The 14,299-nt window shown below is 61.7% G+C and carries 12 protein-coding genes; 7 read left to right on the forward strand and 5 right to left on the reverse strand.

Going from position 1 to position 14,299, the window contains the following annotated elements; all coding sequences use genetic code 11:
- Window positions 1-382: 382 nt before the first annotated feature.
- Window positions 383-1,033 (reverse strand): LuxR C-terminal-related transcriptional regulator, encoded by a 651-nt coding sequence (locus M3I53_RS28985; protein ID WP_254319260.1) that lies wholly within the window; start codon window positions 1,031-1,033, stop codon window positions 383-385.
- Window positions 1,034-1,112: 79 nt separating this feature from the next.
- Entirely contained in the window at window positions 1,113-2,555 is a 1,443-nt protein-coding gene (locus tag M3I53_RS28990) for an APC family permease (protein ID WP_254319261.1), read from the reverse strand.
- 523 nt (window positions 2,556-3,078) lie between these two features.
- Here M3I53_RS28990 and M3I53_RS28995 point away from each other — a divergent pair.
- The 6 genes from M3I53_RS28995 (at window position 3,079) to M3I53_RS29020 (ending at window position 9,463) form a co-directional block, all read left to right on the forward strand.
- Window positions 3,079-3,789 carry a TetR/AcrR family transcriptional regulator gene (locus M3I53_RS28995; protein ID WP_254319262.1) on the forward strand — a complete coding sequence of 237 codons (711 nt, stop codon included), beginning with the start codon at window positions 3,079-3,081 and terminating at the stop codon, window positions 3,787-3,789.
- Window positions 3,790-4,113: 324 nt separating this feature from the next.
- Complete coding sequence (locus M3I53_RS29000) at window positions 4,114-4,263, forward strand: hypothetical protein (protein WP_254319263.1); 150 nt, start codon at window positions 4,114-4,116, stop codon at window positions 4,261-4,263.
- 60 nt (window positions 4,264-4,323) lie between these two features.
- On the forward strand, window positions 4,324-4,683 hold the full coding sequence (locus M3I53_RS29005; RefSeq protein WP_254319264.1) for a hypothetical protein: 360 nt from the start codon (window positions 4,324-4,326) through the stop codon (window positions 4,681-4,683).
- Between the two features lie 930 nt (window positions 4,684-5,613).
- On the forward strand, window positions 5,614-6,816 hold the full coding sequence (locus M3I53_RS29010; protein WP_254319265.1) for a hypothetical protein: 1,203 nt from the start codon (window positions 5,614-5,616) through the stop codon (window positions 6,814-6,816).
- Window positions 6,813-7,946 carry a caspase family protein gene (locus M3I53_RS29015; protein ID WP_254319266.1) on the forward strand — a complete coding sequence of 378 codons (1,134 nt, stop codon included), beginning with the start codon at window positions 6,813-6,815 and terminating at the stop codon, window positions 7,944-7,946. Before M3I53_RS29010 ends, M3I53_RS29015 begins: the two co-directional genes overlap by 4 nt.
- Window positions 7,943-9,463 (forward strand): hypothetical protein, encoded by a 1,521-nt coding sequence (locus M3I53_RS29020; protein ID WP_254319267.1) that lies wholly within the window; start codon window positions 7,943-7,945, stop codon window positions 9,461-9,463. Before M3I53_RS29015 ends, M3I53_RS29020 begins: the two co-directional genes overlap by 4 nt.
- A 10-nt stretch (window positions 9,464-9,473) precedes the next feature.
- Here M3I53_RS29020 and M3I53_RS29025 read toward each other — a convergent pair whose 3' ends face one another.
- Together M3I53_RS29025 and M3I53_RS29030 are read right to left on the reverse strand one after the other, a co-directional pair.
- Window positions 9,474-13,313 (reverse strand): CHAT domain-containing protein, encoded by a 3,840-nt coding sequence (locus M3I53_RS29025; protein ID WP_309249554.1) that lies wholly within the window; start codon window positions 13,311-13,313, stop codon window positions 9,474-9,476.
- A 37-nt stretch (window positions 13,314-13,350) separates the two neighbouring features.
- Window positions 13,351-13,566 carry a DUF3820 family protein gene (locus M3I53_RS29030; protein WP_254319269.1) on the reverse strand — a complete coding sequence of 72 codons (216 nt, stop codon included), beginning with the start codon at window positions 13,564-13,566 and terminating at the stop codon, window positions 13,351-13,353.
- An 85-nt stretch (window positions 13,567-13,651) separates the two neighbouring features.
- Between M3I53_RS29030 and M3I53_RS29035 the strand changes: the two genes are divergently transcribed.
- The gene (locus M3I53_RS29035) at window positions 13,652-13,921 is read left to right on the forward strand and encodes a putative quinol monooxygenase (RefSeq protein ID WP_254319270.1); all 270 of its coding nucleotides are present in this window, start codon (window positions 13,652-13,654) and stop codon (window positions 13,919-13,921) included.
- Window positions 13,922-13,942: 21 nt separating this feature from the next.
- On the opposite strand, the gene M3I53_RS29040 is transcribed toward M3I53_RS29035, so the two are convergent.
- Window positions 13,943-14,299: hypothetical protein (locus tag M3I53_RS29040; RefSeq protein ID WP_254319271.1), on the reverse strand; the 357-nt coding region annotated here is incomplete at its 5' end.

The following is a 14,299-nucleotide window of genomic DNA, read 5'->3' on the forward strand; positions in this document are numbered from 1 at the left end:
CGGAGTCAGATGAAAGAGAATGCCGATTCCGACCGTGTGAATTCATTCTGGCTGTCCGAAATCCACGTATGGATCAACCAAAGGGATGATTTGCATCAAACTTATGGATAACCCCAGCGCGTCGATGCAGCTTCGGCTTGCGACACGCGACAAAGATCACACAAGTCGTCTTCCATATATTTGGATACCTAAGTAATTAAGTGATGGAACGAAGGAAACGACAGTTTTGGCGGCGTGAGCCGTCCTTCTGGACGGCCGAATGGCGGGCTTTAGGAAGCCCGCCACTGCCGCGTCACCGGACCAATGCTCGTGGGAATGTGTATTTCGGATTCAGCGGGCGCCGGAATTTTTCTTTTATGCGCCCCGTCGCCCCATCTGGGGTTCAGTGTGTTTCATACTCCGAAAGCAGCGAAACGAGACTCGCCCGGTTCTGTACTCCTACCTTTTCGAAGATCTTCAAGACGTGTGACTTGACCGTCGCCACACTTATGTGGAGCGACTCAGCGATGAAATTGTTCGTCTCCCCCAACATTAACAGCTCCGTCACATCAAGCTCACGAGGCGACAGCAAGAAGGACTTGGTGAGATCCTCCCTCAACTGGATTTTACTTCGCCCGGTGAATCCTCTTAGGTTGTACTCGATATACGGCTGCATTGCATCGACTACCGCCGCGACCTGAGAGCAGTCTTCGCCCCGTCGAAGCAGCAGGCTGATTCCACCTAACACCCGCGTCTCACTGCGGAACACCGCTTCAACGATGTCGTCGAATCCGTGAGCTTTGAGGAAGCGCACGTAATGCTGTGTTTCCGGTGTAGATTCAAGCTCAGCCATTTGACTGAGCAGCGCGGCGCGCTCCACGGTACCAGGGACCCTCGTGAAACTGAAAGGATCGTATTGGCACATCCCTGCCTTGTATTCCCTGTGGAAGGCTTCCGGAATATCTAACCTGCGAAACGCACAATCATCGCTCTCCTCCTTGACGACGTAGAATGCCAGTGCGCGGATGCGAGTCATGCGCGCAACGAATTCCATCGTCTCGTCAACGAATCTGACATCGACACCATGACGTTCCGGCCGTCGCTGGCCATCCAAGCCGGCGCCAAAAGTTCCGTTAGACCTCATTTAGCAGCCGCCCCAAGTTGTTATAAAGCGATGGGCGTGCCGTCTTCAGCCATACTGCAAAGCAGGCTCCGCCAAGACCCGTCGCGAGCGTTGCCCACGGCACGAGTTCCGACCAGATTGACTTGCTGCCACTGAGCAGATCTACGTGGATGATGATCTGCCACAGACATAGAAAGAGACCAAGCGAGGCCAGTGCAGGAGAAACGGTACGCTGCCAGACTGACACGCCCCGATGACTTCTCCAAAAGAAGCCTACGACGGCCAATGATGCAAACGCCTGCACAGCGACGATCCCCACTGAAGCGACGACGCTTGACCATGGCAGGACACCCTGCAACGGATCGATTTTGAGGAGCCCGCATACGACGATCACGATTAGCCCGCACACGGTCTGAACAATACTTGCGACAAACGGCGTCTGTTGCACCGAGTGGGTTTTGGCTAGCCTGCTCCAGATGATGCCTTCTCTTGCGAGTGAATAGAAGTACCGTGAAATGGTATTGTGAAAGCTGATAAGCGCCGCGAGCAGACTCGTGATCATCAGCACGCCCATCGCATCTGAGGCCCACGTACCAACCAGCTTGGCCGTCATTGAGAACCACATATTTCCGGGATCCTTGTTGGCCTGCGCAACGGCCGCGTCCGGCCCGTAAGCCGAAATGATCATCCACACCGAAACCGCGTACAAGACCATGATTATGGTAATCGCTGCGTAGGTTGCCCGCGGTATTGTCTTACCAGGGTCCTTCGCCTCCTCCGAATAGATCGCGGTTGTCTCGAAACCCATATAAGAGCCAACAACAAATACGAGTGACGGACCAAATCCGCTGGTGAAAACGGTCGACGGCGAGAAGGATGCGAGCGGGAAGCCCTTCGGACCGCCGCCGTGCACGACGACGGCCGCGTCAAACAGAAGGATGATAGCGATCTCGCACAGCATGAGAATGCACAGGAACCGTCCGCTGAATTCAACGTTCCTGTACCCAAAATAGTGCACGATCAACGCGATGCACGTAGCACTAATCCACCAACTGACAGAAATTCCCGCCTTGTCAACCAGTGCCTGACTCAGGAAAAAACCTACCAGGGCGTAGCAAGCCAACTGGATTGCGTTGTAAGCCAGCAATGCAAGAAAAGCACCTCCTACGCCTGCTGGCCGCCCCAAGCCTGCGGCGATGTACGCGTAGAAGGCGCCAGCGTTTTTCACATACCGGCTCATTGCCGCGTAACCAATGCTGAACAGGAGGTAAATCCCCCCCGCAACGACAAACGAACCCGGCACACCGATACCATTGCCCATCGCGATGCTTACGGGCACAGCTCCCACCAGTGCCGTCAGCGGGCCATTCGTCGCAATCACGAGAAAGACGATCGACAGCAGTCCTAAGGCGTCTTTGCGCAGCGTTTGCGGCGCCCGCGGTTGATTCTCCATGCAAATCTTCTCCAGCAGCCTGATTGGTAGAGGGAGACTACAGGTCGAAGACCCTCGACGTTGGCCTCCTGCGCGTTGGCCTCCAAAGTACCACCAGATGATTCCACCTGCGCCCGAAATCCGGCCCGGCACCCGAACATCAAAAGCGCTACCGAGGACGACTCCGGGCGAAACCATGTTGGTGGTCCCGAACACTCCATAAATATGTCGGATGACCTAGTTATATTTATAGAGCGGAAAATAATAGTCGGCAAGTGGGTGTTAGCCCTAGGGTTCATCGAACGCAGCATTTATTCGGATCGCATAGGTCAGACGAAACATATGGATGGCATAAACACCTAGATGGAACGAGATCTGAGAGGTGTCAGTGACTACCTCGCTTCCCAGCCGCAGCGACTATGAGCCACCTTGAACAGACGCCGCCGCAAGGAGTGCGGTGGCAACCAGCTTGACCAGATTCGGTCGTTCGACCTACAATCTGTAAGGTCAACAAGTCTGAATCCGCAACATGCCGAGACAAGCAATGCCCGAAGACAACCCGATCCAGAAAGACGTTCCGCTTCGCTCACTGGCGAACGCTTCAGTACGGGAATCCACAAAGCGCCCAATGAATGCGCGTGGGCGGCAGACCGCTGCCCATATACTGGCGTGCGCGACCGCGATATTTGTCGCCGAGGGATACGGTGGACTCAGTATGCGAAAGGTCGCGGCGAGCGCTGGCGTCGCCTTGTCCAACCTGCAACACTATTTTTCTGGCCGGGAAGCTCTGTTCGCGGCAATCATGGAACAGACGACAACCGAGTACTTCGATACCTACGAGAGCATCAGAAACAACACGTCACTGACGCCATTGCAGCGGCTGGAGAAAGTGATCCGGTTGCTTATTGAGACGGACAAACAACCACAGACCCAGAGCCTGTTCATAAACATGTGGGCTTTGGCGCAAACCCACGAGTTCGCGCGTCGGATAATGGAGGAGGCCTATGTCCTCCAACGCTCGATGCTTAAGGGCTTCATAGAGGCCGTGAATTCGAACCTCTCTCCCTTGGAACTATCCTGTCGGGCAGCATTGGTCACATGCCAGATCGAAGGTCTCGTGGTACTCATCCCACAGCGAAACCGCTTTCCATCTGACGTGCGCGGAATTGAAGACGAGGCCGTACGAGCGTTATTGAATCTGGCCCTCGCCGAAGGCCAGCGAGAAGCTGCGCATAGAGCGAATGCTCGGGAATAATTCCGGTAACGTTGCGTAAGCGACCGCTCTTCCAGGCTTGGGCCCTTCTTTGTATTCAGCACTTCGACCAATTCAACTTTTTGGCTCAAGTCAACGCGATGGCCTTCGAAGTCGGTCTTTTGCAGCTCGTCGTTCCATCAACTGCGAGAAGCCACGAAGTCACGTCCCGCGGTGCATTCTGTCCTGGTATGTGCCTCGAACTGGAATACGCCGCGCTGACCTGCGTCGGGAATCGCAATCGAACCGCGCGAGCGGCGCACCGACGCCATACGCGGGTCGCGCGGGTCGGAAAACGACGCGTTGCGCGCGGTAATGAACGCGGCCATGGTTAACGGTAAACGCGAAGCCACCCAAATTACACCGGCACCGCGTCAACCGATGGAAATCGATGCGACTGGTGTGCCGCTCACGAGTGCCCTTTTACTCGGCGATGATTCGCGCATTTCTGAATTAGCTTCTTTTTTAATCAGGTAATGACTTATGCCTGGCGCCGCCCATCTAGTTGCTTTACACAAACCGGAAGGAAGTTTCGATATGCCGGACTACACGCGTATCGACCTCGTGGTCGGGTGCCGTCGCCTTTTTCTTCGCGGCTGGCACCCCGCAAACATTGATCCGCTTGCACAGAAACATTTCGTGAATGTCGAGATCTGGGTTCGCTATCTTCACTCCAGCGCCGCGAGCGACGAACTGTGCGATGTTTTGGACTACAACGTGATGCGAGACGCGTTATTGGCGGCAGGCACACCCGACTCGCAGGCGTTTATTGAATGTGCGCTGGACGAACTCATGAGGTCGCCAATTGAGGTGGCGCGTGTCGAGATCATCGACGACGCCGTGGGAGTGAAATTCCGTGGAGTTCGCTATAAAGACGATAGTAATCACGGAGATTGATTTGGATAACGAAAAGACATCACTTGTACCTCGGCCGCAGTGCAAGGGCCATTTGTCGATGAACGCTGCTTTTTTATGATCCAACCCAAAACGCGCGCCGACGTATAAGTTCGTATAAGTGGCGCAGCCACTGAAGGCCAAAGCTGCACCGACAAAGCGCCATGCTCCATGTTCCTGCGGGCGTAGCAAAGCGTCAATGGGGACAGGGTATCACTTGAACAGGTGCCCGGAACGGGCGGGATCACAGCCTCGCCGCACTGGATCGCGAGAACGATTCGCGCTCGACGCAGCGCGCCCGCGCAGGCGCGACTCACGACTTTCGCCGCGGGAGTCATCTCGGTAGTAACGCAATGGACGGCCAGGTGACCAGAAGCGATCGTGGCATGGAATCCAGCGCGCGGATTCGGGCGCGATGACAGCAACTCGACATGCGGTGCGGACATGCACGGGTACTTATTGCCTGCGCGAGCGCGGTACTTCCTGGACGAACGTGCAACGCAGCGCAGCTATATAGATAAGTATTCTTATCAAAAGATGCCTGTTTGCGATTAAAACTCCGTAAGATCAAAACGCGCCCGTCCTCTTTGCCGGGCAAACGCGATGGTGGAATATGAGCACGGTTCGTGCGGAAGGCCACAGACGAACACTGTCCTTATCGGTTAAATCACCAGCAAAGATCACAAGAATCCGATCACCACGCACCCGGCATATCCCATGCCACCGCGTTCTCGAGGCCACATCCGCGCACTCGTATCGATGAGCATCGCCATCGTCGTTCACGACACCGGCACCCGCTGCCGCTGCGTTCGGGAGCCTTTCTATTTCGAGCCATGATTGACTAGACTGGGCTCAGGAGTTCAGTCCCGCTCCGACCGCTCGAAAACGTGCACTGCTTCCACTGTTCAACCGATCAGCAGGGGAATAGCGAAGATGAATCAACTGGTCTATGTGCATGGCGTCGATGGTCCGCGCTCGGACGCCGCGGGCGACGCGCAATACGTCGAGTATCAAACGGCGCTCGCAGCCCGCAACCAGATGTTCCAGAACGAGACGTTCGAAAAATCGGTGACGATCCGAAATCCGCTCTGGAGTGTCCATGCCGCCCACCCCGCGTGGAATCTCGCCTGCGTTCCGGGACACGTGCTGAAAGCCGAAGCAGGCAGCGCACCGCTCGCCATCGGCGGCATCCTGGGCGGGACAACGGGCGCGTCGCCGCTTCAGCCCCCCGGCGATACGCTCGCCCGAGCAGCGAAGAGCGATCTGGACGCCGTCGTCGGCTCGCTCTCTTCTATCGCAATCGAGCAAGCGCAAAGCTCCGACCCCGCCGCCGTGGAAAACGCCGTGCGTTTCTGGAGCGCGGCGGCAAGGGCGCTCGAAAATCCGGAAGCGCGCAAAAGCCTGACCGGCGCGACCGACGACAAGGATTTTCTCGACCGCTTGCAGGTTGCCGCGCGCCCCTTCCTGCAGGACCAGTCGCTCTCGCTCTTCGACAGCGTGCGCAGCGCCGCGACGCAGCTAAAGGGCGCGACCACCGACCTCGTGAACAGTCCGGCCGTGCTCGCGGTACGCGGCAAGCTCACTCCGCAGTTGGCCATCTTCATTGGCGACGTTTTTACGTATCTCAAGGCGGGCGCCGCGCGCGATGCCATCCGCGCGGAGATCCGCAAGTATTTGATTCCGGCGGCAAGCGCGGCGAACGCCGCGCACAGCCGGCTCATCGTGTGCGGGCACAGCATGGGGGGCGTCATTTTGTACGACCTTTTAACAGACGTGCCCTTCGTGCAAGGGCTCACCGACGAGCTGGGCGCACCCTTCAAGGCCGATCTCTTCCTCACCGTCGGTTCCCAGGTGGCATTGTTCGAAGAACTGAAGGTCTTCACGGCGTCGAGCGCCGGCTATGGTGCAAACCAAGGCAACAAGGTGCCGAAGCCCGGCTGCGCGGAACGTTGGTGGAATGTCTATAACCGGCTCGACGTGTTGTCGTTCCTCGCAAAGCCGGTTTTCGAAGACGTCGAGGATCTCGAAGCGAGCACGACCGCCGGCATCACCGACGCCCATAGCGCCTACTTCACGAACCTCGTTTTCTATAGGCGGCTCAACGCACGCATGAAACAAGCGGGGTTTTTGCCATGACTCAGATCTTTCAGCGCGCGCCCGGGGCCGCGCCCGCGACGCATGCCTTCGTGATCGGCTGCGGCCGGTTCCCCGAGCTTGGCGAGGCCGCTACGCGGCAATCGACCGTGGCCGGCGCGCGTGCGATTGTCCGCTATCTGCTCGATCACCAGGACGAGTTGACGGCGCCGCTCGCATCGATCGAATGTTTGCTGTCCGATCCGGACGCCGACGCCGGTGCCGATCAACTGGACATCGGCAAGTTCGCCAACGATCCACGCGCCGATGACGGCGTGAGTGCCGCGACGCGCGTCAACGTCGAAACCGCTGGCAACGCATGGCTCGCCCGTTGCCGCCCCAATGACAGCATGTTTTTCTACATGTCGTCGCACGGCGTTGCCGAGGCGGATCTCAGCGTGTCCGGGCTGCTGGAAGACGTGCTCACCAATCCGTTCAACCAGTGGGGCGCCTCGCTCAACATTGGCAACCTCGCGACCAATCTGCCGGTGATCGGCGCGAGCGCGTGCTGGGTCTTTCTCGACGCGTGCCAGGAACTGGTCGATAGCGTGCTGTCCGAGTACGACGGCCTTGACGGCGTCGTACTGGTCAAGGCGAAATTCGGGAAGATAGCGTCAACCCGGGTTAGGTCGCTCGCGCTTGCGGGTTCGCGTTTCGGCCAGCTCGCGTGGGGCCCGGACAGCCGCGACCCGCCATACTTCACGCAGGCCTTGCTGCGCAGCTTCGAAGCGTGCGTTGACCGTGACAGCAACGGCGCATGGGTCGTCACCGGCGAACGGTTGCTCTGCAACGTGCCGAAAGTCGCGGACGCGGCCTTCGGCTATTCGACGCTGGACGTGGAGGCGCTCACTAAATTCGCGAACCAGGCGACGCTGGTCACCGTGCCGCATGCCCGCATTCCTGTGGTCGTGCGTACCGACAATCTCGCCGACATGGCGTACCTCACGCTGATCGAAGCCTCGGATGGCCTCACGTTCATCCAGTCCGCGCCACTGCAAACGAACTGCTTTCTCGAAGTCGCGCCAACCGGCACCGAGTTCGAGGCAAGACCCACCTTCAGCGGTGCGCAAGCCTATCGTCCGGCGAAGTTTCACGCCAATCCCTGTGCACAGATAGTCAGGTTACTGCCATGAACGATGAAACGGCGCGCACCGTCGTGATCCAGCCGCCGGGCCAGGGGGCCTATCGCATCACCGTCGTCGGCACGCAGTCGCAGACGGTAAACCGCGTTTTTTCCGCGGCGGGCGAGCCCGTCGAGATCGCGCTCGGACCGGACAGTTACAACGCGACCATCGAAAGCGCGAGCAGCGGCGGCATCACCTCTCAGGCATTCACAGTGGCACCGGCCGGCGAAGGCGATGCGTCCGCCTCGGTCCAGCTTGGCTCAGACCCGGATTTTGCGCCGAGCAGCGCGTTGGCCTCGCTGCCAAGACCGCGCCGGAGCGGGCTGCTGAGCGTCCTGAGCGACCTGAGCGCCCTGAGCGAAAGCGCATCGCAACGGGTGGTGTCGCCACAGGATTGGTCCGGCCTCTCCAGCCCCTCGCCCGAGAATGCGCCCAGCCGGGGCTTGCCGGCCGGCAACTTGCCGCTCTCGTTGCCGGAACACGCCACGCGTTTTCAGGAGCCCGCGCCGATCCCGCTCAACTTCCCGTTCCTGACCCAAGCGAACCTGGAACAGCGCACCTTCACGGTCAGTCTGTCGAGCGCGGATCTCGCCGATACGGAGCAGCCCGACGTGGTCGAATGGCATGCGGCGCAAGCGCAGATCGAAGTCGCGCAGTCCTGCGACAGCGAAGTCATGTTCAAGCTGGTGCACGGCCAATGGCCGTGCCGCGCGGCGCTGCGGCTGACGATTGCCGTGGAAGGCCGCGCTCCCTGGCGTGTTGGCGTGCCGGTGGTGGACGAAGGCATCTGGCTGACGTTGCGGCCCGCTGTCGCTGCGTCGCGCCCCGATCTCGTCGTGACGATGCGCCCCGTGAACGAACTGACGGCCACGCTGATCGGCGCGGTGCAGCGCGCCCTGCCGAGCGAGGTCGATTCGCTGCTCGTCGCGTCCGCGAAGGCGATTACCGATAACGATTGGCACAGCGGCGATAAAGACACGGCAGCCGCTCTCGAAGCGTTGATGACGCACGGCGCCGCACCGTGGGCAAGCGTCGCGGCAGCATTGCTCATGGCGCGCACCGGCCAGATCGCCGACGCGGCGCAGATCGCGCAAACGCTCGGTGCGGCGTACGACTGGATCGCGGATGCCTCCGTTGCCGCGGCCTGGGCCTTCGCAGCGGTCGCCGACAACGACGCCGATAGCGGCAGCGACGATGCCGGCATCGCGGCGCACTGCCTCTCGCTGCTCGCGCATGCGCGCAGAATCGGACCGCCCTGCCTTGCCGCCAGCAACACGCTGGCGCTTCAGATGCTCTCGTCGATGGCAATGAACGCCACACGGGAAACCGACGCCAAAGCATGGCGCGATGAACGGCGCCTCTGGAGCACCCGAAGCCGGCGCGCCGTGCCCATTGGCGCCTTTTTTGGCTGGGAAATCGAAGCCGCTTCGCCTCCGCTCGCACTCCAGGCGTCGAGCGATAACGTGATTGCGCAAGGCAGCGTCACCGGCAAAGATCTGCGGTGCACGGTGGCCGAGACGGCATAGGCGCGTGCGATCACGCTTCGAGCGCGGTCGCGATGATGGCTTTCATGAGTGCGCCCTCGCGCCCCGGCGCGAGGCGCGCCATCAGCGCGCGAAAGGCGACGCCGTCTATCGCCTCGACGATCGAGCAGAGAGCGTCGAAATCGCCGGAAAGTACGGTGCACGTCTGCCCCCCGCCCTTGGCGATGTGCGCCTTCAGCGTCGCCGCGTAGTACCCGGCACGATCGGGGTCGGTCGCAGCCCGGATGACCGCCGCCGCGAGCCGATGCGCCACGCCGGTCTCGAAGTCGCGGTCCCCGGCCGGGGACCCGGCGAGATAGCGGTTGGCGAGATTGAAATGACTGATGGCGACATGCCGCGCATCGCCACCTTGATATTTGTATCGCAGTGCCTTGGCCTCGAATTCGCGCGCCGGCCCGCAGCGCTCACGCTTCTGTTCGAGGGTGCCGAGCGCGGAATACAGGTCGCCGAGTTCGGTGACCGCATTTTCGGACTTGAATACGGCCTTGCATTCGAGAAGCATCGCGTACGCTTCGGAGAACCGCTCCAGTTCGATCAGCGCCCCGTTGTCGTTGAGCCGACTGCGGGCCAGTTCCAGCGGCAACGCGCCGCGGCGGCGATGGGCGGCTCGCGCCTTGCCGTTGTACTTCAGGGAATCGCGCCACGCGGCCCGCGCGCGGGCCAACCAGGCGAGCGCCTGCGAGCCGGAAAGGGCCATTGCCTCAGCGCGGCAAGCGCTGCCGTATTGAAACGCGGCATCGCTCGCCGTATCGAAGATCACATTGCGCACGTTCCAGTCCAGCATGCCTTCCAGCGGCCCTGGTTTGCCCGCGGCGATCATTCGCCGGCGCAATTCTGGCAAGCGCGAGAGTACCTCGCTGTACTGCGCTTTCTGCGAGAGCATTTGAAGCTGCTGCCCGAGCGCGGACAGTTCGCTCCAGGCGCCGGCCCCGGCCAGGCTCGCATAGCGGTGATGCAGCTTTGCATAGGCCTGTGCCTTCTCGAGGTTCACGGACTGCCACGCATTCGCGAGATCGTTGCACACCGGCGCCGCCACCGTGAAGTCTTCCGCGCGCTCGGCGGCATCGAGCACGGCCTCCCAGCGTTGCACCGCTTCACGCCAAAGGCCGGCCTGATTCAGCACGCGTGCCAGCAGAGACTGGGTGATCAGAGCCTTCGGCGTTTTCGCGGTAACCGCCGCCATTCGCGTGATGATGGGCAGCAACATGGCGGTTGCCCGCGGCGAGTCGTCCACGCGCATCACCCGCTCGATCATCTGCGAGGCGATTTCCCATTCGCCGTTGCGCCCCAGATAGGGAAACGCGGACCACCCCGCCCGTGCGGTCGTCGCACCGGCATTCGGCACCCGCACCGCGTTGTCCATGGTCACGCGCATGAGGCCGTACCAGTAGTTCACCATGACCTCGTCAACGCGCGTCTGGAATGGCGCGCCCGCTTCGGCCCGCCCGGCGCGCGCCACTGCCGGATGGAGCGCGAAAACGTGCTGGGCGTGCTGCCCTGCCGCGGCGCGCAGCTCGAGGAGTCCGCAGCTTTCGAGCCGCGCGATCGCCGCACGCATATCGACGTGCGGCGTTTCGGGCCAGAGCGCCTGCCAGTTGGCTTCGACCACCGCGCTACACCGGTCATCCGGCTCCAATGCGCACAGCAGATGGAACACCGTTCTCACGGACTTCGACAGCGCGCGAGAAAGCGCGCTCGTCCAGCGATCGAGCTGATCGAGGAACGCCTGCACGTCAAAGTGCGTTTCGCCGCGGAGCAGGTAAGCATCGGTTGCGTCCGCATCGGCGTGCTCGAGGCCGCCGATGTCCCGCAATCGCCGCGCGAGGCGTTCCGGGTCGGCGGCGAGCCGTTCCGCGAACTCGATCAGCTTGGGGTGGCCCTGCACCGCGCGCAAAGTGTCGCGTAACAATTCGCGGCCGCGCGCGGCACGGACAGAGGGTGAACGGCCTTCGAGCAACGCTCGCAGATTGGGTAGTTCGCGTATCAGCAGCAAGGTTTCGTCGAGCGGCAACGCATGCACAGTCAGCATAACGAAGGAAGCAGGCATGCCGGCCGGGACGAGCCGGCTCGACATCGCCACGCGCGACGCACCGCCGTGGTCGTGAAAAGCGCGCATCAGCATGGACCAGCGCTGATCACACCAGTGACCACTGGCCGTCAGCAGCGTTTCCACGTTGTCGATCACGATCAGGACGGCCTTCGTCTCCAGGGTTTGCCGAAGCACTGGCAGCCATCGAGCCAGCGCGGACTCGCTCGCGACGGCATGAAGCATGGCGATGCCGGGCACCCGCGTTTCCATCGCGAGCGCGAGCGCGCTCAACGTCATCGAAGCGTCGGCGTTCAACTCGGGCGCCCTGTACCAGACGACCTGTTCGAAGCGGGCCGCCCGAAGATGGTGCCAGGCCAGCTCCACCACGCAAGCGGTCTTTCCCGCCCCGGCCATGCCGTGGAACAGCACCCCCCGACTGGCGACGTTCTCCGCCAGCGCTTCGCTTGCCAGCGTCATCGCCCGCACACGGCCAACGAAGTGGCGGGGCTCCGCCGCGAACGGTGGCACGACCGGCCCCGCATCGCGGGCCGCCGGGCGCGCGCGCGGCGGCATCGCAAACGCCAGGTCGGCGGCGCGCCGGCCGAGCAACATCGGCATGGTCATGGATAGCGGACGGTCCGGCGCCGCGCCGCCCCGGCCGAGCGCGCGCAGCGCCTGTTCCGAAGCGGTACGTGCGGCGCGCGGCAGCGGCTCGCCGTGTTCCAGCAGGCGCTGATAGAACGCATTGGTGAAGGACATGGCGTACCGATCGTCGACCGCGTAACGCGTCGCGAGCACGGCACAGTCGAGGCCCCGCTCCAGCACCCATGCGGGCATTTGCGCGAGGCCCTGCTCGACGCGGCCGGCAGCCTGCGCGCCGGCGTCCGGTTCGCCAGCGGTGCCGGACGCGCCCAGCCAGCTCAGCGTCGCTCCCACGCTCGCCGATGCCGAATGGCACGCAACGAGCACGACCAGCTTCAAACGCGCGCCGGCCACACTCAGCAAGCGCGCGATTGCGTCGGGCGCCACGGGGTCCGGCGCGCCGTCGGGCCGCTCGAGGAGCAGCGCGCCGCTCGTTCCGTGCCCGGCGAAGTGGACGATGTCCCAGCCGCCATCCCCCAGAAGCTGCTCAAGCCGTTTGCGGGTGACACCGTACTGCAACGCCCGTAGTTCGATGGACCGGCCTTGCATGGCGAGCCGGTTCACAAGCGACTGCAGGTGTTGCCGCTCGCCGCGCAGGTTTAGCGGGCTGCCCGCGGGCGGTACGCTGAACAGCGCGAGAATACGCAACGACTCGCCAACGGCCGGCGCTTGCGCGAGGCCCTCGCGCTCGACCTCGAAAACGAAGCTCACGCCATACCGGGCGAGGGGCTGCCCGCTCACATGCGCCATCTCGAGCGGCAAGGCAAGCAACGTCGCCGCCGCCTGTGGCAAGACCAGCCGGACCAGGGCGGCCGGTTTGGCGTACGCAACGAGATGCCCGGCGATTGCCGGTCCAAGCACGACTTCGCCCAGCCACGCGCCGAATGCCTGTAGATGACGCCGCTCGTCTTCGTCTGCGGCGTCCGGCGCGCAATGGTAGTGAAGCCACGCAGGCAGGTTGAACAGCGCTTCGCGGCGCCAGTCGGCGTGTGCGAGGATTACGGCGTGCGAAGCCAGCGTGACGCCCCGGGCATCCTTGAGATGCCAGTTCCAGTGATCGGCGTCGGTATAGCCGCTAACCTCAAGAACAAGAGGCGAACGATCCATGGCGAGGCGCTCCGCGCACAATACGGCGTGTGTCGTGCTGCCAGCATAGGTCATGCGCGGCGAGAGGTTCGATTCCTCGCCCTGTCTGACGCTAACCGCGTTTGCGCAGCGGATCGAGCAAACCCTTCAGGCCGTTGTGGTCCATCTCCTGCATCAGTACGAGCAGGTGGCCGATTTCCCCTTTGGGAAATCCTTCGCGGGCAAACCAGTTGAGGTAATGCCCGGGCAGGTCGGCAATGAGTCGGCCTTTGTACTTGCCGCATGGCATCACGACGGTGACGCGGCGTTCGAGGTCTTCGACTTGCATGGTGATATCGTGCTGCGTTGGAACATCGCTCTATGAAAAGGACACAAGTATGACGTTACAGGACCAGCCAGCCTAGATCATCAGGATGCGCGCGAAGCCCGGTTGCGGGGACACGCTGTTCGAGCTTGCCAGCGTCGGCATGGAGAAGTCCGGGGCTTCCGACCGTTTCATCATTCTTCGCGAGGACGGCGATCCTGACGTGTTGTGGAACATCGAGGTCTTCAAATCGGATGCGGCCAAGGATGGCTACGAAAACAGTCCTCTCGCTGATGCGCTCCGGGACGAAATTCTGGCGCTTTTAGCCGAACCGCCGATGCGTATTGCGGCTCACCCCTGCTCGGCCGCCCCGAAGTAAAGCGCGCGGCGGCGGCCAGACTCAGGCGGCGGCCCGCTGCAACAACGCGCGAACGCCGTTCCGCGCCCTCATAAAGTCAGACGCCTCGGGCCATCTGGCGTAAAGGTTGGCCCCCCCGCATGGCCAGGATGCGTATTTCGGCGAAGTCGAACACGGATTTCGGTTGAAGTCGAACAGGGTTTCCGGAGGAAGGTGAACAGCCGTTTCGTTTGAAGTCGAACGGTTTCGGGGTATTCCGGAATCGGTGTTCGGCGCTCCGAAACGCGTGTTCATCTTCCCGAAATCGGTGTTCAGCCCGCCGAAACGGCTGTTCACTCCGCCGAAATGCGTGTTCGGTGAGCCGAAACGAAAGGCGCGGTTTTGGTTGGCGGTACTGCG

This window comes from Paraburkholderia sp. CNPSo 3272 (assembly GCF_024206495.1).
Lineage (GTDB): Bacteria > Pseudomonadota > Gammaproteobacteria > Burkholderiales > Burkholderiaceae > Paraburkholderia.

Coding starts and splice junctions, on each gene's coding strand:
- M3I53_RS28985 (WP_254319260.1), bottom strand. CDS start 1,033: ATGGAATTCGTTGCGCGCATGACTCGCATCCGCGCACTGGCATTCTAC.
- M3I53_RS28990 (WP_254319261.1), bottom strand. CDS start 2,555: ATGGAGAATCAACCGCGGGCGCCGCAAACGCTGCGCAAAGACGCCTTA.
- M3I53_RS28995 (WP_254319262.1), top strand. CDS start 3,079: ATGCCCGAAGACAACCCGATCCAGAAAGACGTTCCGCTTCGCTCACTG.
- M3I53_RS29000 (WP_254319263.1), top strand. CDS start 4,114: ATGGTTAACGGTAAACGCGAAGCCACCCAAATTACACCGGCACCGCGT.
- M3I53_RS29005 (WP_254319264.1), top strand. CDS start 4,324: ATGCCGGACTACACGCGTATCGACCTCGTGGTCGGGTGCCGTCGCCTT.
- M3I53_RS29010 (WP_254319265.1), top strand. CDS start 5,614: ATGAATCAACTGGTCTATGTGCATGGCGTCGATGGTCCGCGCTCGGAC.
- M3I53_RS29015 (WP_254319266.1), top strand. CDS start 6,813: ATGACTCAGATCTTTCAGCGCGCGCCCGGGGCCGCGCCCGCGACGCAT.
- M3I53_RS29020 (WP_254319267.1), top strand. CDS start 7,943: ATGAACGATGAAACGGCGCGCACCGTCGTGATCCAGCCGCCGGGCCAG.
- M3I53_RS29025 (WP_309249554.1), bottom strand. CDS start 13,313: ATGACCTATGCTGGCAGCACGACACACGCCGTATTGTGCGCGGAGCGC.
- M3I53_RS29030 (WP_254319269.1), bottom strand. CDS start 13,566: ATGCAAGTCGAAGACCTCGAACGCCGCGTCACCGTCGTGATGCCATGC.
- M3I53_RS29035 (WP_254319270.1), top strand. CDS start 13,652: ATGCGCGCGAAGCCCGGTTGCGGGGACACGCTGTTCGAGCTTGCCAGC.